Annotated in this window: 16 protein-coding genes; 7 read left to right on the top strand and 9 right to left on the bottom strand. The window is 51.0% G+C overall.

The features are described from left to right. Nucleotides 1–1473, bottom strand: coding sequence for a 2-oxo acid dehydrogenase subunit E2 (locus SH451x_RS07635; protein ID WP_479361852.1), 1473 nt, complete (start codon nt 1471–1473; stop codon nt 1–3). A gap of 151 nt (nt 1474–1624) precedes the next feature. Then, on the bottom strand, nt 1625–4354 hold the full coding sequence (aceE, locus tag SH451x_RS07630) for a pyruvate dehydrogenase (acetyl-transferring), homodimeric type (protein WP_479361851.1): 2730 nt from the start codon (nt 4352–4354) through the stop codon (nt 1625–1627). 192 nt (nt 4355–4546) lie between these two features. Here aceE and SH451x_RS07625 point away from each other — a divergent pair, with 192 nt between their 5' ends. Beyond that, nucleotides 4547–5089, top strand: a complete 543-nt coding sequence (locus SH451x_RS07625; protein ID WP_479361850.1) for a rhodanese-like domain-containing protein — start codon at nt 4547–4549, stop codon at nt 5087–5089. A 26-nt stretch (nt 5090–5115) separates the two neighbouring features. Beyond that, nucleotides 5116–5763, top strand: coding sequence for a low molecular weight phosphatase family protein (locus tag SH451x_RS07620; RefSeq protein ID WP_479361849.1), 648 nt, complete (start codon nt 5116–5118; stop codon nt 5761–5763). A gap of 418 nt (nt 5764–6181) precedes the next feature. On the opposite strand, the gene SH451x_RS07615 is transcribed toward SH451x_RS07620, so the two are convergent. The 7 genes from SH451x_RS07615 to SH451x_RS07585 all read right to left on the bottom strand — a co-directional run bounded on the left by SH451x_RS07615 (nt 6182) and on the right by SH451x_RS07585 (nt 15005). Beyond that, complete coding sequence (locus SH451x_RS07615) at nt 6182–6634, bottom strand: chemotaxis protein CheX (RefSeq protein ID WP_479361848.1); 453 nt, start codon at nt 6632–6634, stop codon at nt 6182–6184. Nucleotides 6635–6691: 57 nt separating this feature from the next. Next, nucleotides 6692–7516: a CheR family methyltransferase gene (locus tag SH451x_RS07610; RefSeq protein ID WP_479361847.1), complete on the bottom strand. Its 825-nt coding sequence runs from the start codon at nt 7514–7516 to the stop codon at nt 6692–6694. A gap of 1 nt (nt 7517) precedes the next feature. Beyond that, complete coding sequence (locus SH451x_RS07605) at nt 7518–8636, bottom strand: protein-glutamate methylesterase/protein-glutamine glutaminase (protein ID WP_479361846.1); 1119 nt, start codon at nt 8634–8636, stop codon at nt 7518–7520. 1 nt (nt 8637) lies between these two features. Next, nucleotides 8638–9006 (bottom strand): response regulator, encoded by a 369-nt coding sequence (locus SH451x_RS07600; protein WP_479361845.1) that lies wholly within the window; start codon nt 9004–9006, stop codon nt 8638–8640. Nucleotides 9007–9194: 188 nt separating this feature from the next. Then, nucleotides 9195–11660 carry a methyl-accepting chemotaxis protein gene (locus SH451x_RS07595; RefSeq protein ID WP_479361844.1) on the bottom strand — a complete coding sequence of 822 codons (2466 nt, stop codon included), beginning with the start codon at nt 11658–11660 and terminating at the stop codon, nt 9195–9197. Between the two features lie 53 nt (nt 11661–11713). Then, nucleotides 11714–12160, bottom strand: coding sequence for a chemotaxis protein CheW (locus SH451x_RS07590; RefSeq protein ID WP_479361843.1), 447 nt, complete (start codon nt 12158–12160; stop codon nt 11714–11716). A 28-nt stretch (nt 12161–12188) separates the two neighbouring features. Continuing rightward, entirely contained in the window at nt 12189–15005 is a 2817-nt protein-coding gene (locus SH451x_RS07585; RefSeq protein WP_479361842.1) for a chemotaxis protein CheA, read from the bottom strand. Between the two features lie 919 nt (nt 15006–15924). Here SH451x_RS07585 and SH451x_RS07580 point away from each other — a divergent pair. The 5 genes from SH451x_RS07580 (at nt 15925) to SH451x_RS07560 (ending at nt 21570) form a co-directional block, all read left to right on the top strand. Beyond that, nucleotides 15925–16299 (top strand): response regulator, encoded by a 375-nt coding sequence (locus SH451x_RS07580; RefSeq protein ID WP_479361841.1) that lies wholly within the window; start codon nt 15925–15927, stop codon nt 16297–16299. 145 nt (nt 16300–16444) lie between these two features. Continuing rightward, nucleotides 16445–16948, top strand: coding sequence for a chemotaxis protein CheX (locus SH451x_RS07575; protein WP_479361840.1), 504 nt, complete (start codon nt 16445–16447; stop codon nt 16946–16948). Nucleotides 16949–17156: 208 nt separating this feature from the next. Continuing rightward, nucleotides 17157–18875, top strand: coding sequence for a TlpA family protein disulfide reductase (locus SH451x_RS07570; RefSeq protein WP_479361839.1), 1719 nt, complete (start codon nt 17157–17159; stop codon nt 18873–18875). A 6-nt stretch (nt 18876–18881) separates the two neighbouring features. Next, nucleotides 18882–20171, top strand: coding sequence for a glutamate-5-semialdehyde dehydrogenase (locus SH451x_RS07565; RefSeq protein WP_479361838.1), 1290 nt, complete (start codon nt 18882–18884; stop codon nt 20169–20171). A 166-nt stretch (nt 20172–20337) separates the two neighbouring features. Beyond that, on the top strand, nt 20338–21570 hold the full coding sequence (locus SH451x_RS07560) for a hypothetical protein (protein WP_479361837.1): 1233 nt from the start codon (nt 20338–20340) through the stop codon (nt 21568–21570). Nucleotides 21571–21681: the final 111 nt, after the last annotated feature.

The following is a 21681-nucleotide window of genomic DNA, read 5'->3' as shown; positions in this document are numbered from 1 at the left end:
TCAAATCGCCAGAAGCAGTCGGCTTGGCGCTTCCAAGTACGCTATAACATCATTGAGGAAACGAGCGGCAGTCGCGCCGTCAACCAAGCGATGATCGTACGCCAACGACAGTGGCATCATCAATCGGGCTTCGATCTTGTCGTTCTCCATAACGACCGGCAGCTTGCGACTGCGGCCGACGAGCAAGATGGCTACTTCCGGTACGTTTACGATCGGCGTGGAGTAAGTGCCACCGATTGCGCCTAAGTTACTGATTGTAAAAGTCCCACCGCGTAGGTCCTTGACGGCGAAATCGTTGTCACGGACGCGATCGGCCATGGTTCCCAGTTCGGCTGCAACGTCTGGGATCGACATGCGATCGACGTTCTTGAGATTCGGAACGACCAGTCCGCGCGGCGTATCGACGGCGATACCAATATTTACATAATCCTTGTAAATGATCTGCTCGTTTTCCATATCCAACATGCCATTGAGCGCCGGGTGGTGTCGCAGTGCGGTCGCCACGGCCTTGATCAAGAACGGCATCGTCGTCAGCTTGATTCCGCGCGATGCGTAGTCATCTTTGCTGGTCTGTCGGAAAGCTTCAAGTTCGGTAATGTCGGCATCGTCAAAGTTAACGACACGAGGCACAGTCGACCACGACTTATGCATCTGATTGGCAATTGTCTTGCGAATCTTCGACATCTTTTCGACGCGTATTGGACCGTAGTCGTCATCCGCCTTTGTGCCGGGCAAATCTTGAGCAGCCTTGCTGGCCGGTTTTGTAGCTGTAGCCGCTGCGGTTGAAGTCGATGGTTCTTGAATCGAAGGCGACGACGGCGAAGAACTTTGCTGTCCCAGTCGTTTTACAACGGCCAGAACATCGTCGCGAGTAATTCGGCCATGATCACCAGTACCAGTAACCTTGGCCAAATCGACACCAACTTCGCGAGCGAATCGGCGAATCGCTGGCCCCGCGGCATAATTGTCGCCTAGGTCGGAAGAGTCATCCACCGCGGAGCTTGTCGCTGGTGCTTTCGCGGGAGCTTGCGGAGCGGGTTGAGGCGCTGCAGCTTGCGTTGGCGCTGGCTTGGGTGCCTGAGGCTTCGGTTGTTCTGCCACGGGTTCGGGTGCAGGCTTCGGTGCAGGCTCAGGTTCTTTTGTTGGTTCCGGCGCTGGCTCCGCTTTGGGTTCCGGCTTAGACTCCGCAGCCGGCTTCTCTGGTGCTGGTTCTTGTTTTGGCGATTCTGCGGCAGCGCCCGATTCCAAAACGGCGATCACTTGGCCAACCGATACGGTGTCCCCTTCCTTGATCTGCAGCTTGACTAACTTCCCAGCCGCCGGGCTCGGAACAGTCACAGTCGCCTTGTCCGTTTCGAGCTCCATCAACCCTTGATCTTTAGTGATGGTATCCCCTTCACTTACAAAGACTTCGAGCACATCCGCGGAGTCGATTCCGTCGCCAAGAGAAGGTAGTTTGATTTCGGTTGGCATATTTCGTTTTCTAAACGTTCGCAATTGTCGGCAAGCGACAGAGATGAAAAAGTAAGTTCTTGGTGCTTCGGCTTCCGGAAGTCGAAGCGGTTGATGTCCAGCTTAAATCGTTCGGCCCGCCGATGCTGGCACGAACGATTGGTCACGAAAGTTACGCGTACAGCGGGTTAATCTTTTCAGGATCGAAACCTAGCTCTTGGATAACAGCCGAGAGCTCGGTCGCTTCGATGACATTTTGTGCCACCAAGCGATACATGGTCGCGATGACAATCGAAACCGCGTCGACTTCGAAGTGACGGCGGAGAGCTTCGCGAGTCTCGCTGCGTCCCATGCCGTCGGTTCCCAGCACAAAGAAGTCGCCTGGAATGTAGCGAATCAACTGTTCTGGCACCGCGCGGACGTAGTCGCTTGCAGCAATAAACGGCCCTTGCACACCATCCAACGCATGCTCGATGTAGCTACGCTTCGGCGGTTGTTCTGGGTGCAGCATATTCCAACGTTCGCATGTCTGTGCATCGCGTCGCAGTTGGTTGTAGCTCGTTACGCTCCAAACATCGGATGCAATATTGTACTTCTCTGCCAAGATGACTTGGGCTTCCAAAGCTGAACGCAAGATTGCTCCCGAGCCGAACAGCTGCACTCTAGCTCGCGCATTTTCGACTTCGCGAGAACGGAAGCGATAGATGCCTTTGATGATCCCATCTTCGACGCCCTCGGGCATTCCCGGCATTTCGTAGTTTTCATTCTCGACGGTAATGTAGTAGATCGCCGTCTCGCCTTCCTGATACAGCTTCTTCATACCGTCCATCACAATCACAGTCGTCTCGTAGGCAAACGCTGGATCGTAAGCACGCACATATGGGAAAGCGATCGCGTTCAGAATGCTGTGTCCATCCTGATGCTGCAGGCCTTCGCCGTTCAGCGTTGTCCGTCCAGCCGTACCGCCGATCAAGAAACCTTTGGCTCGCATATCCATAGCGGCCCAAATCAGGTCACCGATGCGCTGAAAACCGAACATCGAATAGTAGATAAAGAACGGAATCATGTTCACGCCATGGCATGAATAAGCCGTCCCGGCCGCATTGAAGCTGGACATCGATCCCGCTTCCGTGATGCCTTCTTCGAGCAACTGCCCGTCCTTCGCTTCTTTGTAGTAGGAAAGGATGTTGGAATCGACAGGTTCGTATAACTGGCCGGCGTGGGCATAGATCCCGATATCCGCAAACAAGCCTTCCATACCGAATGTTCGCGATTCGTCAGGCACGATCGGCACAATGTATTTGCCAATCTTCTTGTCTTTGCACAAACGCGTCAGCAATCGCACGAAACCCATCGTCGTGCTCATCTCTTTGCCTTCGCCCGATCCCTCAGTGAATCGCTTGTAGTCGGCCAACGTCGGAACTTCCATGGTAGGATGTTGCGTTGGGCGGCTGGGAACTGGTCCCCCGAGTGCATTGCGGCGTTCTTTGACGTAGCGGATCTCATTGCTGGTCTCGGGTGGCTTGTAGAATGGCGTCTTCACCACTTCTTCGTCGCTGATTGGAATTCCAAAGCGAGATCGGAACTCCAGCAATTCCTCTTCGTTCATCTTCTTGGTGTTGTGAGCGACCATGCGTCCCTCACCAGCTTCACCCAGTCCATAGCCCTTGATCGTTTTGGCCAGAATTACGGTTGGACGATCGGTCGATTCTACGGCTAACTTGTAAGCAGCGTAGACCTTTTCCGGATCGTGACCGCCTCGCTTCATCTTCTCAAGCCGTTCGTCGCTGTAGTTTTCGACCAACTTGAGCAACTCTGGATACTTGCCAAAGAAGTGTTCGCGAATGTACTTTCCGTCCATACCGGTATACTTTTGGTACTGGCCGTCGACGACTTCGGTCATGCGTTTGATCAGCAAGCCTGATTCATCTTTTTCGATCAGCGGATCCCAATCGCTGCCCCAGACAACTTTGAGAACGTTCCAACCAGCGCCTCGGAAGATCGCCTCGAGTTCTTGGATGATCTTGCCGTTGCCGCGAACCGGACCGTCCAAACGCTGCAGGTTACAGTTTACAACGAAGATCAAATTGTTCAGTTTTTCGCGGGAAGCCAACGTGATCGCGCCCAACGTCTCGGGCTCGTCGCATTCGCCGTCGCCTAGAAAAGCCCAGACTTTTTGGCCTGAAGTGTCCTTGATTCCGCGGTCTTTCAAGTACTCGTTAAATCGAGCTTGGTAGATGGCCATAATCGGGGCCAATCCCATCGAAACCGTCGGATACTCCCAAAAGTGCGGCATCAGCCAGGGATGCGGATAGCTTGACAAACCGCCGCCTGGGGCGAGTTCGCGACGGAAATTCGTGAGGTTTTCTTCCGTCAAGCGTCCTTCAATAAATGCGCGTGAATACGCACCGGGCGAAGCATGCCCTTGGAAGTAAATCGAATCGCCGGCGTAGCCATCTTCGCCGCGGCCTTTGAAAAAGTGGTTGAACCCCACTTCGTACAAGGTCGCGCTACTGGCATACGAACTGATATGTCCGCCGATCCCATCGCTGCGTTTATTGCCGCCAACGACCATCGCCATCGCATTCCAGCGAATAATGCTCTTGATACGTCGTTCGAGTTCGCGGTTTCCGGGGTATTTCGGCTGCTTGCTAGGTGGAATCGAGTTGATATAGGGCGTATTAGTCTCGATCGGTAAATCGACACCTTCGCGACGGGCGCGTGCTTGCAGAGCGCTAATTAGCTGCTGAGCTCGCTCTGCCCCTTTGCTTTTGAGAACATAATCCAAAGAGCCGAGCCATTCCGCAGTTTCGGCTGGATCTGCATCGATCGGTGTGTCAATTTGTCCTGCGGCTGCTAAGACTTCCGGTGCTGCTTCGCCCAAGGTTTTTGCGTCAGCCATGCGTAAGAATTTGCTTTCGTGGTTGTGGAACGAGGGTCATCTATCCGCACCGAAAGGGAGCCTCGCTGTCTATCCTCACAGAACCGGCTTCAGGTGCGTTTCGATTGTGGCGAAAAACTACCATTTCAGCAAGCCGCAGTCGCACGACTTGCCCCGTTTGCGTAGCTCGCTAGCTACAAAACGTAATTTTGGATGGGTCGTGCGACAATTCGCAAGCACCCATGGTGGGTTTCCGGCAACCTTATAGCCTTTGGGGTTGTGTACGTCGACTCGGAAAGCCACCATTATTTGGCTGCGATGTCCGACATCGGCGAATGGCGTTTTTCTGCAAAATCCCTGCTGGCAATCAAACAACCATCGTTTCTCCTTACTTTCGTCGCTTTCTTTATGCCTGATTCATCATCTGTACCGCTCGAAATCTCGCCAACCGAAACTCGCGATCGGCTCGCAGATGTGGATAGTCAGTACGTTTTGCTCGATTGCCGCGAACCCAATGAATACGAAACGGCTGCAATTCCAGGTTCAGTCCTGGTTCCGATGAGCCAGTGGGAAAATTTTGAGAATGTTCGCTCGCACTTTGAAGGCAAGCACATCGTCGTCCACTGTCACCACGGCGGTCGTTCATTGCGAGTCGCCAATTGGCTCCGACAGAACGGTTTTCCCAACGCACAAAGTATGGCTGGCGGCATAGAACTTTGGAGCCAGCAGATTGATCCGTCCATTCCTCGCTACTAGGCAAGCTTTCAAGCCATAATTTAGATATGAAACTTCAACAACCGATGCTTAAAGAACTGCAGGCCTACCTCCAACGCGTAAGTGAGGCTGCACCGCCTGCCTCCAAGCGACGCGAGATTCTGGACAATGCTGTCGCCCCGATTTATTTTGCGATTTTGGAATACGGTGCAGCTGACTTGCTGTATGTCTGCACCCACAATTCGCGACGCAGCCAATTTAGCCAGTTGTGGAGCGACGTAGCGGCGTGGCATGTTGGACTTTCGAACATCCGGTCTCACTCGTGTGGCACGGAAGCAACCGCTTGCAATGAGCGAACCATTGCAGCGTTAAAGCGTTGCGGATTCGACGTCCGAAGCGATGGTGCACCGACCAATCCAGTCTACGAAATCGATTGGGGCTCTGACCGCCCTTCTACGAAACTGTTTTCGAAGGCGTTTGGACACACGCAGTTGCCGGCCAAGAATTTTATCGCGTTTATGACTTGCGATCATGCCGACGAAAATTGCCCGCATATTCCCGGCGCGATGACTCGGGTACCACTGAATTATGTCGACCCAAAAGTTGCCGATGACACTTCTGAAGAAGCGTTGCGATATGACGAGCGATGTTTTCAGATCGCTTGCGATCTGGTGTACCTGATGACTCGCGTCGCTGAAAAAATCGCTGCGCGTTAGAGCGTTGACGCAACTGGCTTTTATGCGCGGCTAGCCCATATTCGCTTAAGTCGTCTTCCGTAGCTGCGTTCGCCAAGAACGCGGGGGAAGTTGGGTGAGGTTTCTATTGCGCCTCCGGCTTCTAGGCGAAGCCAGCTACGTTGCGCTTGGATGATGCGCTTGCAATCTCTTCCGTAGCTGCGTTCGCCAAGAACGCGGGGGAAGTTGGGTGCGGCCCCTGTTACGCAACCGGCTTCTAGGCGAAGCCAGCTACGATGCGATCGGATGATGCGCGTGCATTCTCTTCCGTAGCTGGATTCGCCAAGAACGCGGGGGAAGATGGGTGCGGCCCCTGTTACGCAACCGGCTTCTAGGCGAAGCCAGCTACGATGCGCTTGTAGCTACGATGCGATTGAGAAGCCAGCGACGGAACTCAGGGCTAAACTTCGTCGCTTTCACACATCAATACGTGCAAAGGCTCATCGGCACTTACCATCGGAGTTTCACTGATCACGTGCGTGCTGCGCAAATGAAATTGAAAATCCTGACCAGCCGTTACACTTGGGATCGACAAGTACGAAGGTCCTGGCACTTGGCTCTTGATGTTGCCGCCGATCATGTTGGTAATCTCAGCCAATACATCTTGGAGATCTGTCGGCGTAACGTCGTCATGCTTAATCTGCAGCATATTGACGGCAGCTTCACGGACAAAATTCACCGAAGTTTGAATTAAGACCGCACCTTGCCAAGCTCCGCTGATTTGCACACAACCTGTCATGCGCTGGCCATCAGCAACTTGTTTGTCGCTTGCATCAAGGATCGCATCCAATTCCACCATTTGGTTAAGAACGGATTGAGTGATCGTCAAAATTTCTTCGTCGTTTGGAACCATGGTCATAACCTCTCTTCAATGAAACGTTCAGTAAAACAATCTTATATTCGTCGCAAATTATTCGGGCTTGTAGCAGACAGCTTTACCGACCTGCACACGTTGATAAGGGACGTTTAAATTCATCGTCGTTTCTGCACCGCCTAGGAACAGAAACCCATCAGGACGAAGTACCTTATGGACTCTCGTTAGAATGTCACGTTTGGTCTCAGGTGCAAAGTAGATTAGAACGTTTCTTAAGAAAACGATGTCCATTTGCGGCATATGCGGAAACGGCTCAACAAGATTGACGACGCGGAAGTCAACCATGCGACGTAGTTCGTCTTTGATCTTCCAGTTCAAACCATGCTTTTCGAAGTTCTTCAGTAGCATTGGCAAAGGAAGACCTCTGTTCACTTCGGTTTGGTTAAAGACACCTTCACGAGCTTTATCCAGAATTTGAGTCGACAGATCGGTCGCCATCAAGCGAACTTTCCACCCCGATAGGTTGGGGAAGTGCTCACGGATAATCATCGCAATCGTATAAACTTCTTGTCCGCTAGAACAAGCGTTTGACCAGATATTGATTGTGCGATCCGTTGCATGCTTGACCATCAGGTCAGGCAATATTTCTTGCCGAAGAGCATCGAACGGATGCAAGTCTCGGAAGAAACTCGTCTCGTTCGTCGTCATTGCTTCGATAACGGTTTGAGTCAGCTTTTGCGAGCCTGGTCGTTGTAGAGCAACCACGAGCGCATCTAATGATTCAAATCCGTTGTCACGTGCGACGGGATTCAACCTTGATTCGACCAAATACATTTTGGCAGGCTCAAGGACAATTGCGGATTTGGATCGCACCAAATTGCATATATATTGAAAGGACCCAGCATTAATCGTTGCGGTCATCTTATCGGGCTCCAAAGCTAGGGACAGCGGAGGGGACGCGGCCTACAGTACATTCACGTGTAATTTCTTCAGCGATACGGTTGAGAGGTAAAACCTTGTCAGCTTCACCTGCATTCACAACAGCACTAGGCATTCCCCAAACGACTGAGGTTGCTTCGTCTTGAGCAATCGTTCTTCCACCAATCGAGCGAATATCGCGGCAACCGCGAGCTCCGTCTTGACCCATTCCGGTAAGCACCACGGCCAGGACATTGCCACCGTAGACGGATGCGACAGATCGGAACAGCACGTCCACTGCGGGACGGCACGAATTTTCGGGGGTACCTTGGTCCAATGCCGTGCGCACTTGAGTTCCTTCGCGTCGCAGAGTCATGTGGTAGTCGCCTGGTGCCAGCCATACTCCGCCCGCCGCGACATGCTCTCCTGCTTTCGCTTCGCAAACCTTAAGGGGAGAAAGTTGGTTCAAGCGTTCGGCTAAGTGTTTCGTGAAAATCGGCGGCATGTGCTGCACGATAAAAACAGGCACCGGAAGTGAAGCTGGCAGATTGGGGATGACAGCTTGAAGTGCGTTGGGGCCGCCGGTCGATACTCCGATCGCAACCGCGTCGATGCGTTGCTTGCGTACATTTGTAAAATCGAGCTTCGGGGCGACTCCGCTTCTCGCGACCACCGGTCTAGGTGGCAAAGCAGTGGGAGCGACGGTCGTTGCCCAGGGACAAAAGACTTTGATTTTCGGACAAAGCTCGGCTTTTACCGTTTGTATTGCAGCTGTAACACTCCCGACGTTCGCCGGTTTTGTGACATAGTCGTTGGCTCCCTTGGACAAAGCGTCTAGCGTAGCCTCGGCACCACGTTGTGTTAGGGTGCTGAACATAATCACTGGTAATTTTGGATACAGCTTTCGCAGTTCTACCAGCGTGGTAATGCCGTCCATCTCGGGCATTTCCATATCCAACGTTATTACGTCGGGGTTAAGTTGCGGAATTTTCGCCAGCGCGATCTTTCCGTTGGCTGCTGTTCCTGCAACTTCGATGGCAGGGTCTGATGACAGCGCATCCGTTAGCAGTCGCCGGATGACTGTAGAGTCATCGACGATCAGGACTCGAATTTTCTTGATCATTCTAAACTCCAACACCTAAGATTTGGAGCTTATCCATGATTGCGGCTTTGTCGAAGGGCTTCATCACGTATTCATTGACACCAGCGATAAAGGCCATTGCCATCCGTTCCATTTCGGTTTCGGTGGTGACCATCATCATCGGTAGATTTTTGTACTCGGGATTGGCTCGAACCGCTTTGATGAATTCGAGTCCATTCATCTCAGGCATGTTCCAGTCGACCAAAACGATATCGGGAGCACCTAGCTCCTCCAACGCTTTCAAGCCTTCAAGGCCATTCCCTGCTTCGGAAACTTCGAAGCCGAGCTGCTTCATGATGTCGCCGATGATCCGGCGAATAGCTCGAGAGTCGTCAATTACTAGAACTCGCATGGCCTATCCCTTGCTCTTGTGAAATTATCTGTACTGGCTCAAAGGTTGAGCCCACGTTATTGTTAGGTAATGAAATTTTACGTCGGCTTGGCTTCTGTCACCGATGCATGATCGGTAAGAGAAGGCAAGTCGAACAAGTCCCGCCGCGTAGGATCACGCGGCGGGACAATGTCAACTTTGCTGCTTAACTAGACGGATTGGAATCCGCTAGCGAAATTGTTTGAACCTGATACAGGACTGATCGAAGCGGCACTTCGCATTGCGCGATTGGTGCGAGTGTCAACTTCATCGCGTTGGTACTTGAACTGTCCTACCAATTGTTGCAATTCGGCAGCCATGCGGCTCAGTTCGCTAGCAGCTTGCTGAGTGTTTCCAGCTCCCTGTGTAGTGCTTTGAGCAGCAGTTGCAACAGCGGTGATGTTCTCGGCAATCTCGCTTGATCCCTTCGACGCTTCACCAACGTTACGACCCATCTCATTGGCCGTCGCAGTCTGTTCTTCAACAGCACTGGCGATGGTGTTGGAGATATCGTTGATCTGATTGATAACGTCGCTGATTTGACGGATCGCTTCGACAGCACCTTGAGTATCAGTTTGGATCGTTTCGATCTTCATGCTGATATCTTCAGTTGCCTTGGCGGTTTCTTTGGCAAGCTCTTTAACTTCGTTAGCAACCACAGCGAAACCTTTACCAGCTTCGCCGGCACGAGCCGCTTCGATGGTAGCGTTCAGTGCTAATAGGTTGGTTTGCTCAGCAATCGAAGTGATGACCTTCACAACTTTGCCGATTTCAGCCGAGCTCTCGCCCAGTTTAGCAACGGTCATATTGGTGTTGTTGGCAACCGAAACCGCTTGTTGCGATACGCGAGCTGCTTCCGAAGCATTCTTCGCAATTTCGCGGATCGCCGCATTCATTTCTTCCACGCCTGTTGCGACGGTCGAAACGTTTTGGCTCACTTGCTCGGACGCTGCGGACACAACATTTGCTTGCGACGAAGTTTCTTCTGCATTGGAGCTCATCTGAGTGCTCACTGCGGATAGTTCTTCGGATGCACCAGCCAAGGCAGTTGCGTTTTCAGCAATCGATTCTACGCTGCGGCGAAGGTTCGCAAAGAATCTTCCAAGGCCAGCACCCATTTGACCGATTGAATCGTCACCACTAACGGTGATGTCTTGCGTCAAGTCGCCACTGGCTGCGGCGCTAACTACTTCAAGAATTTGATTGACGCTCTCTTGCAAATGAATAGCGTTTGATTTTTGAAGGGTGATGTCCGATGCGTATTTGACAACCTTGAATGGCTTGCCATCTGGACCCAAGATTGGGTTGTACGAAGCTTGAATCCAGATCTTCTTACCGTTCTTTCCAAAACGTAGGTACTCTCCAGCGTTAAAGTTTCCACGAGCCAAGTTTGGCCAAAATTCGCGGTATTCGGCACTGGTACGGTAGGCATCATCGACAAACATGCTGTGATGACGACCTTTGATATCTGCTAATGAATAGCCAACGGTGCTCAGGAAGTTTTCGTTCGCATTCAAGATGGTTCCATCTAAAGAGAACTCAATGACTGCTTGAGAACGATTTACTGCAGCGATTTGACCAGCGTGATCTGACGCTAACAGTTTTGCTTCAGTAATATCGCTCGCGTACTTGACAACTTTGAACGGCTTGCCATCTGGACCTAAAATTGGGTTGTACGAAGCTTGAATCCAGACTTCTTTGTTGTTCTTGCCAAAACGTTGGAATTCACCGGAGAAGAATCGTCCTTCACGCAATCCTGCCCAAAACCCGCGATAGTCTTGACTTTCGCGATACTCTTTGGATGCAAACATGCTGTGGTGATTGCCTTTGATTTCGTCCAGCGTGTATCCAACGACACTGAGGAAATTTTCGTTGGCTGTCAAGATCTTCCCATCCAAGTCAAATTCAATCACGGCCTGGGAGCGACCAATAGCATTCAACTGGCCTCTGTAGTCCGCGTTGGTAACCTCTTGCGCTGCAATCCCGCGTCGTAGCCACGCAGAAAATACACCGATGGAAGCAAGCACAAGAAAGCCGACAGTGAAAAGCGTAATCGATCGTGCCCGGACAGTCGAAGATGCCAATTCTTGATCTTCTTTTTCAATCACTTTGTTTCGATCGACGACTTTTCCGATCGCGTCAAAATGCGATTCAAAACTCGACGAAAGGTCTTTCGACAACAAGCGGTCCACGAGTTCAATGTTAGAAGCGCGAACTGCTGGTAGATACTTTTCTTCGACTACTTCGAAAAACTTACGCGCTGACTTCTGTGAGTTAACCAATAGCTCGTCGCGAAGCACATTGTCTTGAATGGAGTTAGCCCAAACGTCAAGTCGCGTGTCGTATTCGCTCTTGAGTCGTTGAAAACGCTCTTCAAGTTGATCGATTTGCTCGGCGCTAGTTGCGTCCTTCATTTCCCTCGCAACCAAATAAGACTCAATGATGAAAGCTGGTGGCGGCAGAATATCGGCCATCAAGTCTTTATCGGCAGCGATTTTGTTGTAGTGCGGACCATCAATTTTGACTTGATTCAAAGTCGTAAATGCGATTAGTCCAAACAGCAGTAAACCGCAAGCAAACACGCCTGCTAGTAACGTCAGTTTGCCTTTCATTGAAAGATCGCGAAATTTTGACATAGTTGTCCTCGTAGCGGAAAGAAAAAGGGTGATCGGTTGAGTTTAAATAGGTGTTAGGCGGCAGCAGTAATGTTGACGGCCTGGGATGTGTTCAGTACCAAGAGTAGCTCATTTTCCAGCTTGTACGCTCCTTCGACTAGTTCGCGCGCCGCTCCCTGAAGCGTTTCTGGCGGTGTTTCAAAGTCGCTTTGCGTGACTTCGATAACATCACCAATCTGGTCCACCAGCAAGCTGACGGCACCTTCGTCGCTCCTTACAACGACATTCATCGGAAGCTTGCCTGACGCAAGGTCGGGCAAGCCCATTCGCTTGCGCATGTCGATCGCCGTGACGATTTGACCGCGAAGATTGATCAATCCACTAACGCATTTTGGCGTTAGGGGAACTCGAGTCATCTCCTGGTAGCGGATGACTTCTTGGACGCTCTGAGCGTCTACGCCGAACAGGTGATTGTCGAGGTAGAAGGTGCAGAGTTGTCTGGTTGCTGTATTTTTTTGCATGGCGGGGTTCTTTGTGGGTGGTGTGCGTTTATTCAAAAACTTGTGGCAGCGATTGACGAATAACGTTCGGTAGATCTAACAGTCCGGTGACGTGATTTTGGATCACTGCGGCGCCCAGCAGGCCGGCTCGTTGGGTTGGCTGAGTGGCCTCAATCGCCGTTTCGACGATGTCAACGATGCGGTCAACAACCAAACCAACACTGCGGTTGTTTTCGGTGTATACGACAACCTCTAGCAGGTGATCGTCAGCATTCTCAGTCGATCCATACACACCCATCGAATTTGCGAGGCGAATAAGCGGCAATATTTCGCCACGGTACTGCACGACCTCTTGTTGGTCGGCCGTCTCGATAATCGACTTTTCAATCTTCTCCAGCCTCGTGACTTGGGAAAGTGGAATGGCGTAACGATGCGAATCACCAATTCCCAACACGAGCAACGTCTGACTGTTGCTGATTCGCGTTTGTGTGCGATCCGTTGTGTCAGTAAGCGCTCGATCGCGATTCTGCGATATCACGTGAGCACGATGCGCCAATCCAAGAACATCCAAGATCAACGCAACTTTGCCGTCGCCCATGATGGTTGTACCGGAGTACACAGGTACGCCCTTGAGCTGCTTACTTAGCGGCTTCACTACGATTTCTTCAGTGTCATTGATCCGGTCAACGACCAGTCCAAACTGGCGATCGTCAGCTCTCAGGACAACGATATTTAACGAGTCGAGCAGGCTTGGGTCTTGCGATACTTCGATTTGAAGTTCTTTGCGAAGATAAACCAGCGGTAGCAGTCGTCCGCGTAAACGGTAAACTGGAGCTCCTTGGATCCACTCGATATTCGCAGTCGCTTGCTCGCCATCCAAGCGAACCAGTTCAAGAAGATTGACCTGAGGTATCGCATAACGATTGCCGTCATTGGTCACGATCAAGGCTGGAATAATTGCCAAGGTTAACGGAATCTTGATCTTGATGGTCGTTCCAAAGCCTGGCTTGGTCTGAAGATCAACTGTCCCGCCAATTTTTTCGATGTTTGTTTTTACAACATCCATACCAACGCCTCGACCGGAGACATTGGACACCTTCTCTGCCGTGGAAAAACCTGGCAAAAAGATCAAATTCCCGACATCACGATCGCTCAACTTCGTAACTTGGTCCTGCGAAATAAGACCACGCTCGACTGCCTTGGCGCGGATACGTTCTAAGTTTAGCCCCGCACCGTCATCGCAAATCTCGATATTGACTTGTCCGCCTTCATGATAGGCTCGCAAGGTCAAGCAACCTTCAGCAGGCTTGCCGTTCTTGACGCGCACATCAGCTTTTTCGATACCGTGATCCACAGTGTTGCGAACCAAGTGCGTCAACGGATCTTTGATCGCTTCAATAATGGTTTTATCGAGTTCGGTTTCTTTGCCTTCCATCTCGATGCGAACTTGTTTGTCGCAAATGACCGCAAGGTCTCGTACCAATCTCGGGAATTTGCCCCAGACGTTACCAATTGGTTGCATTCGAGTCTTCATGACCCCTTCTTGCAGTTCAGTCGTGATCAAATTCAATCGTTGACTGGTTGCTTGAAGTTCGCTATCAGCTTGACCGTTGGTGTACTGCAGGATTTGGTTGCGAGCTAGAACGAGTTCGCCAACACAAGTCATTAACTTGTCCAAGAGCGATACGTCAACGCGAATAGTGCTATCTGCAGCGCTTGACTCGCCACTGCTTGACTTATTCGAAGCATTGTCAGAATTCGGTGCACGTTCCGCACTTAAGCTTTTCTGCTCCAATACTTCGCTCGATTGAACCGCTGGCGCAATCTCCATGCGAGGTAGAGGAATTTGAGACGATTCGACAACCGCGGCTACGGGCGATGCATCTTCGATTGAAGCGGAATCTTGAGCTACCGTGTCTTCGGGTGGAGCAGCGGAAGTCTTGCTACTCTTGGCACGCGGCGATGACTTCGCTGGTTTTGCGTTTGACTTGCGGCGTGAAGTTTTCTTCTTGTCGCCTGCCTGCTCTGCAGTTCGAGCGTCTAAAAGTGCAGACAGCTTATTAACTAGAACGTCATGCTCGACGCTCCCCTCTTGGCCGCTCGACTCTATCTCGCTCAGGATGTTCCGCACCATATCGATCATTTCGAACAGCGATCCGCTAATCTGTTCGTCGAGTGCGATTTGACCGGCTCTCACGCTGCCGAGCAAATTCTCAGCGGAATGTGTTAGGTTTTCGAGCTTGACGAAGCCTAGAAAACCGCTTGTACCTTTGATCGTGTGAATGTTGCGAAAGACGCTATTCATAATATTCTCAGAAGAGTCAGACTTCTCGAGAACCATTAAGTCGCGTTCAAGCTGCTCCAGGTTGTCATAACATTCAACAAGGAATTCTCTTTTCGCATCGGGAGACAATCCGCCAGACGTTGAATCAACCGGTTCCGTTAATGGCAGACCTGCGGCTGGAATCGTTCCAACAGGCTCACCATTCAGAATCCGCTCAAGGGCTTGAACATGATCGCTAACGTCTTCGTCGTTGGACGAATCGATTTCATCTAACAGACTTTTGAGACGATCGGTCGCTTTTAACAGTGTGTTAACGACTTCGGAAGTCGGCTTAAGCTCTTTATTACGAAGCTTATTCAGCACTTCTTCTTCACGGTGCGCCAACGATTGAAGCACTTCTAAACCGAGAAAACCAGCAGCACCCTTGATCGAATGCACTGCGCGAAAAACCGTATTGACTAAAGCAACGTCCATGTCGTCGCCTTGAAATTCAAGCGTTAGCAGTTGATTTTCAACATCAGATAGGTGCTCTTGAGATTCGACTACGAATTCCTTGAGCAACTCGGCATCATCAAAACTCATCACGATAGCCCTGACTACTTAATTGACCTGTATCACCACAAGACTTGCTCGCAGACATCCTGCGCGAATCACAAATCAAGCGGCTGTCGACTAAACGCAGATGAGCAACAGCGTCACTGCCATTTCACTCAGTAGCGAATAGTCATGTCGAAATGTGCTTTAGACGACGTTGAATGGGTGCAAGGTGTGCGGCAACATCGGTAAAATCGACGGGGAAACTTAGTATGTGGTTAACGGTTGGGCAAGGAAGTACTACTACGTAAGTTGTAAGTTGCACACTCACTGCATGCCGTCGGTAACCCGAATAATGATTTTGTGTGTTATGACGACTACAACACTTGGCGTTTTTTGATGCGGGGCGTTTGCGATGGTTGCCATATTGTCTGCGAGCGATCCGCTACCTGGTTACCAGGCTCTGCCTGGTAACCGGTTGTACAGCAGGCTCTGCCTGCGCTTCTTCGAATCCAACGAACTCGCTGAAGAGAGGCAGAGCCTCCAAGGCAATGTGTTCCCAGGCGGAGCCTGGGAACAAGTTCGTTACTGGTTACCAGGCTCTGCCTGGTAACCGGCTGTACAGCAGGCTCTGCCTGCGCTTCTTCGAACTCAAAGAACTCGTGAAAGAGAGGCAGAGCCTCCAAGGCAGTGTGTTCCCAGGCGGAGCCTGGGAACAAGTTCGTAATGTAACTGCCCACTAGGCTCTGCCCGGTAACAAACGTTACAAAGCAAAATATCAAAAAAATTTAAAGCTCGGCTTTAACCAAATGCTAGTGTTCATATGTTCGACCGTTTTTGTTGACTTAGTTGTTGCTCGGCATGAGTCGTAAGAACGAAAGAACAATGGACTATTTTGCAAGCGAAGCCACCGATCTTTGGCCGTTAAATCAGGCCAAACATTTAGAAATTACACAGAGGGAATACTATGAAGGTTCTGTTAGTTGACGACTCAGGGATCATGCGCAAGATTGTATCCCGTGCCTTGCATAGCCTATGGATTCAAGAAGTCGTTGAAGCGGCTGATGGAATTGAAGCGTTGAAGGAGTTTGGCGACGGCAAAGGATTCGATCTGGTCCTGACCGACTGGAACATGCCGAACATGAATGGACTGGAGCTAGTTCAAGCGATCCGATCCGCTGGTCATACCCTTCCAATCATGATGATCACCACTGAAACTGAAAAGGCTCAGGTTATCAAAGCGATTCAAGCGGGTGTCAACGACTATTTGGTCAAGCCGTTCGATCAGGACATGCTGACTGCTAAACTTGAACGAGTCCTTCCTAACACACAGTCGGCTTAGTGTCGAACGTTTGCGAGTCATGTTCAGCACTGTAGCTGAACTACGTCGAGCGGCAATATTTGGGTCTCTCTCCAGCTTAAATGTTTCCCGGCGAAGAGAAAATCCTTACTGTAGTCCGCGAGCCTTAGCAAAGAGGTTGGGTTAAATGAGTTTATGCGTCGATTTCGAAACGTCAGTACTTGATGCGGTTGATGAGTCAGCTCGTGAAGTCTTTGACATGATGGCCAACGTTCCGCTGCTACCCAAAGTCGGTTGCAGCGAAAACGAAGCGTATGATTCCGAACACGCCAACACGCCTGCCATGACGGTCGTGCTTGGTTGGACCGGAGACCTGCAAGGTTCCATCAGTCTCAGCTTGAGCGAAGAAGCGGCAATCTTCTGGACGAATAGCCTCGTAAGCCCACCTTCAACCTCCGTTGACCAAAACGTAATCGACGCCGTCGGCGAGCTTGGCAACATGGTCGTCGGCGGAGCAAAGCGGCGAATGTCGGCCCATCAAATGTCGATGTCTCTGCCAAGCGTCTTCCGGACCGGCCAATGCAGTTTGGTATTTCCATCCCGTACAATACCGCTGCGTGCTTACTACGAATTTGCTGGCCATCACGTGACTGTGATTGTAGCGCTTAACAAATCGACCAAAAAACGATAGTTCACCCCGTAAGCCCGAACGGTCTGGAACCGTCAACGGCCAGCGGTCTTACTTCTAAAGTCTCTGCTAGATCGATATTACTGTCGCGTCAAAATTGCCTCTGCTTTACAATAGAGGTTTTGCGATAGTTTGCAGCCACAGGAAAGAAAACTTTACTGCGTCCGGCTGCAGTGCATTATCAACATCGATCTTGAAATCTTTTAGAGCCATGAATCTTTCGAACAATAGCTCAGCAATTCGGTTTTGTGGTGGGCTGCTCGCAATCGCTTGCCTGCTCGGCACCGGCTGTCGCCAGGAAAAAGACGACGCATCAAAACTGTCGCAAGCCGCCATGAAGCTAGATGTCGATGCGGACGGCGACGAGCTGGCGCCAGCGAATGGCCTTAGCGCTCCACCGCCCGCCAACAGGCCAGCGGTTGTAAAAGAGTCAATCTCGGACACGACTCCCAGCACTCCCGTTCCAACAGCCGCTTCCAGTCAGCCACCAGTCGAGATTCGTTCTCCGGCACAAGGCAGCTTGACAGACAAAGGCATCGACGAATCCGTTGTTGAATCGGTTAACACAGAAGAAATTGTATCTTACCGAGGCCTGACTTACCCAGCCGCGTCGCAAGTCAGTTCGATCGAACCACAGCAATGGATCACGTATCTTGCAAAGGTCGACAAAGGCCTGCAAGCTCTCTTATTGGATCAACAAGTCAATGCGATTGAACGCAGTGAATTTCTTAACGAAGCGAAGCGACTGAGCGAGCTAAAGCTACAAGCGTCCGAACAGCTGATCGATTCTGCGGAAACGAACTTTCAGCGCGAATTAGGTGTTCTTGGCAAAATGGAATCGCTTTCTCAATTGTCGGGGCTGGGTGATCGCACTCGAGCATACGAACTGCAAGAATTTGCGAAAATGAATTCTAACTTCGACTCGCCCGAAGTTGCTCGCCAAGCGGCTCTGGTGCAGCTCGGTTTTGCTCTCAACGATCTAAACAATGGCGGAGGCGATCCACAAGAAATCGAGAATGGCATCGACACTGTCCTCGCCGACAAAACCAAACTGCGGCTGCCTGATTTTAAGATGCTGCAACAAGCGATCGCTGTGCTCGGCCGCCGTGATATGCTTGAGCTTGCAGACCGCGTTAAGCAAAAAACGATCACTGCCTTTCAAGATCATTCCGATTTGGGTATCGCCCAAGCAGTCTGGCAGATGAAGGCGGCTGAGACACCGGAACTTCAAGATGTTCGAGCAGTGCTGCTGCTTGAATCGCCGCCCATGTCCCAAGTCTCCAATGCAATTGATGCATTTCTGACCGCTTTGCCCAGCGAGTGGTCACTGAAGGCTTTGGTTGATGAAATTCCTAACTTGGAGTACGAAGGCAAGTTCGAAACTGCCGGCGTTGTCGCGGCCGCGGTCAGTGAAAGACTGGACAGATTTCAAACGGCCGAGTTGTTGCAACAAGCCAATGCAGCAATAGATGCTTTCAAACAACGTACCGCTCTGATCGGGCAAACGCTGGCACTTTCCGAACTGGTCGATGCAAACGGCAAGAGCTTTTCGCTACAAGACTATCGCGGCAAAGTTGTGCTACTCGACTTCTGGGCCAGTTGGTGCGCTACCTGCCGAGCGGAATTTCCTGAACTTATCAAACTGCACGACCAGTTTCAGCCTCAAGGCTTTGAGATCGTTGGCGTAAATGTCGATGAAAGCGAGCGGAACATGACTATGTTAACCGAGACACTGCAGCTCCCTTGGACAAATGTCCGCAGTTCCAATCCAGCAACACCTGGGATGAATTCATTGGCTGCACAGCAAGTAGGGTTGCGTGCCACGCCGCTCACAATTCTACTGGATCAGCAAGGCAAAGTTGTAGCAACCAACGTTCATGGGCAACAACTTGCAAAGATGGTTTCGCAACTTTTGGGGCAAGAAAACTAGTTCGCTATGTCAGTGGCCAATCAACCGAATATTGAATCGATCGAGCTTGAGGGCTTGTGCGAGAAAATCGCAACAGCAGCAAAGATCGCTTCGAAGAAACTCCCACTCGTCAGCTCGGAAGCCAAAACCGACTATCTTACCCATGTCGCCGGCGAACTCATGAAGTCGAGCGAGCGAATCATCCTGGCTAACCAGCGGGACTTGGATAACGCTCAACTGTATGGTCTGACCAACGCAGAGATCGATCGACTGCGACTCGATGAGAAACGGGTTGCCGAGATTGCAACCGCATTGCTCCAAGTTGCACATCTGCCTGATCCGATCGGAGAAACAATCGAAACATTCCAGCGACCCATCGGCATTACAATCAGTAAGGTCCGAGTCCCGCTTGGTGTTGTGTTCTTTATCTACGAATCGCGTCCGAACGTCACGGCAGACGCCGCCGCAATCTGCCTCAAGAGCGGTAACGCAGTGATCCTGCGCGGTGGCAAAGAAGCGCTCTACAGCAGCCGTGAAATCGTTTCCATCATGCAAGAACATTTGGAAGCGTTTGGTTTACCCGCCGAAGCAATCCAGCTCGTACCGGTTACCAGTCGCGAAGCCGTCGGAAAGTTCCTCGCGATGAGCGATCGCATAGACGTCGCCATCCCTCGCGGAGGCAAAGGACTGATTGAACGGGTTATGTCGGAAGCGAAGATGCCCGTGATCAAACATTACGACGGCGTCTGCCACGTTTATGTCGACGCCTCCGCAGATCTCAAAATGGCACTCAATATTATCGAGAACTCGAAATGCCAGAGGATGGGCGTCTGCAACGCTATGGAATCGCTCTTGGTTCACGAAGACGTCGCTGCCGAACTGCTGCCACAGCTTCGAACACGGCTTGAGAAATACAAAATTGCGTATCGCTCGGACGAAGCTGCCCGCAAACTGATAGCCGAGGCAAGCTTGGCAACTGAGGCAGATTGGGGAACGGAGTATTTGGGGCCTACGATGTCGCTCAAGATCGTGGCAGACATTGATGAAGCGATGGAGCGAATTGAAAAATATGGCTCACATCACAGCGATTGTATTGTCAGCAACAACTACCAGAACATTGAAAGATTCGTGGCGACAATCGATTCCGCCGCGGTCATGGTGAACGCTTCAACTCGTTTCAACGATGGCGGTCAGTTCGGTTTCGGAGCTGAGATAGGCATCAGCACCGACAAGTTTCACGCGCGGGGGCCATGCGGGCTGCGTGAACTTACCAGCTACAAATATATTGTCCGCGGCGACGGTCAGATTCGCGAATAAATTTCTGTTGGAATGTTGATATTCTCATTTTGTCAAAAAATTCCGGATTTCGTTGAAGTTTCAATCTGGCAGACAATTCATTTGATCTGCTATCTCTCCCACTAGATCTTGCTCACGGAGCGGATCGTCCGTCTCTGGATCGGTATAAACTTAGGAGAGTAGCTGAATGAGTATACGTCTTACATTGGCAGCATTACTTTGCGCGGTAGGCGTTCACGCCAGTCTTCCAGCAACCGCAACGGCTCAGGTGCCAGCGGCACTCAAGTTCTTGAAGGCCGGTACAGCGCAGACGGGCGGTCAGAACCTTGAACTAAAGGCTGAACATGGCCCGTGGTTGATCTACGCTGCTTCCCTGGAAGGCCCTGATTCGAAGATGCGAGCAGTTAAGCTTGCTGCGGAATTGCGTGAGGATCATGGTCTGGCTGCCTACATCATGCCAAAGACTTTCGATTTCTCGGGTGTTGTCACTGGCTCAGGTTTTGATAAACGAGGCGGTGAGAAAAGGATGAAGCTGATTGACAATCGCGTAATCGAATGTTATACAGTTTTGGTTGGCGACTATTCGACGGTTGACGGCAGCGATGCTCGAGCGGCACTCAAGAAGATTAGAACGATCAAGCCTAACACGTCGCTAGTAGAAGAGAATGAGCTTGACAATGCTGATGCAACGCCTGGCGAAAAAGTCGTTGATTATCGCAGCAAAATGAATGATGGTACTGCTCAGCAGGATGATAAGACGGCGGGACCGCTCGCTTATGCATTTTTCACTCGCAATCCACTGCTTCCAGAAGAGTTTTACAACGCTCCGGAACTTGAAGACTTTGTCGTCAAGCTTAACAAGAACGCCGAGCATTCGATTCTCAAATGCAAAGGCCGATACACAGTCCGCGTTGCTCACTTTAATGGCGATCGCAAGACGATGCTCGGGTCTCAGACACTTAGCGAATCCGAATACAATAAGGTAAGCGGCGGAGCACTTGAGCTAGCAGCTACTCAAGCGAACCTGTTGACGAAGCTCTTGCGTAAAGCGGGCTATGATGCTTACGAATACCACGACCGCACATCCAGCAGCGTCTGCGTCGGTAGTTTCGACAGCCTGGGCGCAGTCGATCCGAGTGGTGACTTTGTTTACTCCGCAGAGATTCGACTTATTGTGCAAGACTTTGGTGGCGCGAAAGACTACCGACCAAGCCAGTATGGGCCACTGCCTGTTGTGAAGACTTTGCTCGATGTCGTCAGCTATAAGAAATACCCAGAACTAACAGTTGGTACTGAGGCAGAGAAAATGGCGAAAGTCAAAGAGTATTCGATTCCCTTCGACACTGCTCCTAAGCCAATTTACGTTCCAAAGCCAGCAGCTAACAAGATTTATAGCAAAGCTTTGTTAGGCCAACGATAGTTGTCCGATCGCATCGTCCAAGCGCATCGTAGCTGGCTTCGCCTAGAAGCCAGTGGCACATTGGTAAGCTTTGCCGTTTCGCCACGAGCACTGCTGGACAAGCCAGCAGTG

The sequence above is a fragment of the Njordella aestuarii genome, from assembly GCF_056494165.1.
The sequence above is the reverse complement of the archived record's forward strand: the minus strand, read 5'-3'. Positions and strand labels throughout refer to the sequence as shown.

Excerpts from the sequence above, each read along its gene's own strand:
- SH451x_RS07635 (WP_479361852.1), bottom strand. The coding sequence starts at position 1,473 with ATGCCAACCGAAATCAAACTACCTTCTCTTGGCGACGGAATCGACTCC.
- aceE (WP_479361851.1), bottom strand. The coding sequence starts at position 4,354 with ATGGCTGACGCAAAAACCTTGGGCGAAGCAGCACCGGAAGTCTTAGCA.
- SH451x_RS07625 (WP_479361850.1), top strand. The coding sequence starts at position 4,547 with ATGGGTCGTGCGACAATTCGCAAGCACCCATGGTGGGTTTCCGGCAAC.
- SH451x_RS07620 (WP_479361849.1), top strand. The coding sequence starts at position 5,116 with ATGAAACTTCAACAACCGATGCTTAAAGAACTGCAGGCCTACCTCCAA.
- SH451x_RS07615 (WP_479361848.1), bottom strand. The coding sequence starts at position 6,634 with ATGGTTCCAAACGACGAAGAAATTTTGACGATCACTCAATCCGTTCTT.
- SH451x_RS07610 (WP_479361847.1), bottom strand. The coding sequence starts at position 7,516 with ATGACCGCAACGATTAATGCTGGGTCCTTTCAATATATATGCAATTTG.
- SH451x_RS07605 (WP_479361846.1), bottom strand. The coding sequence starts at position 8,636 with ATGATCAAGAAAATTCGAGTCCTGATCGTCGATGACTCTACAGTCATC.
- SH451x_RS07600 (WP_479361845.1), bottom strand. The coding sequence starts at position 9,006 with ATGCGAGTTCTAGTAATTGACGACTCTCGAGCTATTCGCCGGATCATC.
- SH451x_RS07595 (WP_479361844.1), bottom strand. The coding sequence starts at position 11,660 with ATGTCAAAATTTCGCGATCTTTCAATGAAAGGCAAACTGACGTTACTA.
- SH451x_RS07590 (WP_479361843.1), bottom strand. The coding sequence starts at position 12,160 with ATGCAAAAAAATACAGCAACCAGACAACTCTGCACCTTCTACCTCGAC.
- SH451x_RS07585 (WP_479361842.1), bottom strand. The coding sequence starts at position 15,005 with ATGAGTTTTGATGATGCCGAGTTGCTCAAGGAATTCGTAGTCGAATCT.
- SH451x_RS07580 (WP_479361841.1), top strand. The coding sequence starts at position 15,925 with ATGAAGGTTCTGTTAGTTGACGACTCAGGGATCATGCGCAAGATTGTA.
- SH451x_RS07575 (WP_479361840.1), top strand. The coding sequence starts at position 16,445 with ATGAGTTTATGCGTCGATTTCGAAACGTCAGTACTTGATGCGGTTGAT.
- SH451x_RS07570 (WP_479361839.1), top strand. The coding sequence starts at position 17,157 with ATGAATCTTTCGAACAATAGCTCAGCAATTCGGTTTTGTGGTGGGCTG.
- SH451x_RS07565 (WP_479361838.1), top strand. The coding sequence starts at position 18,882 with ATGTCAGTGGCCAATCAACCGAATATTGAATCGATCGAGCTTGAGGGC.
- SH451x_RS07560 (WP_479361837.1), top strand. The coding sequence starts at position 20,338 with ATGAGTATACGTCTTACATTGGCAGCATTACTTTGCGCGGTAGGCGTT.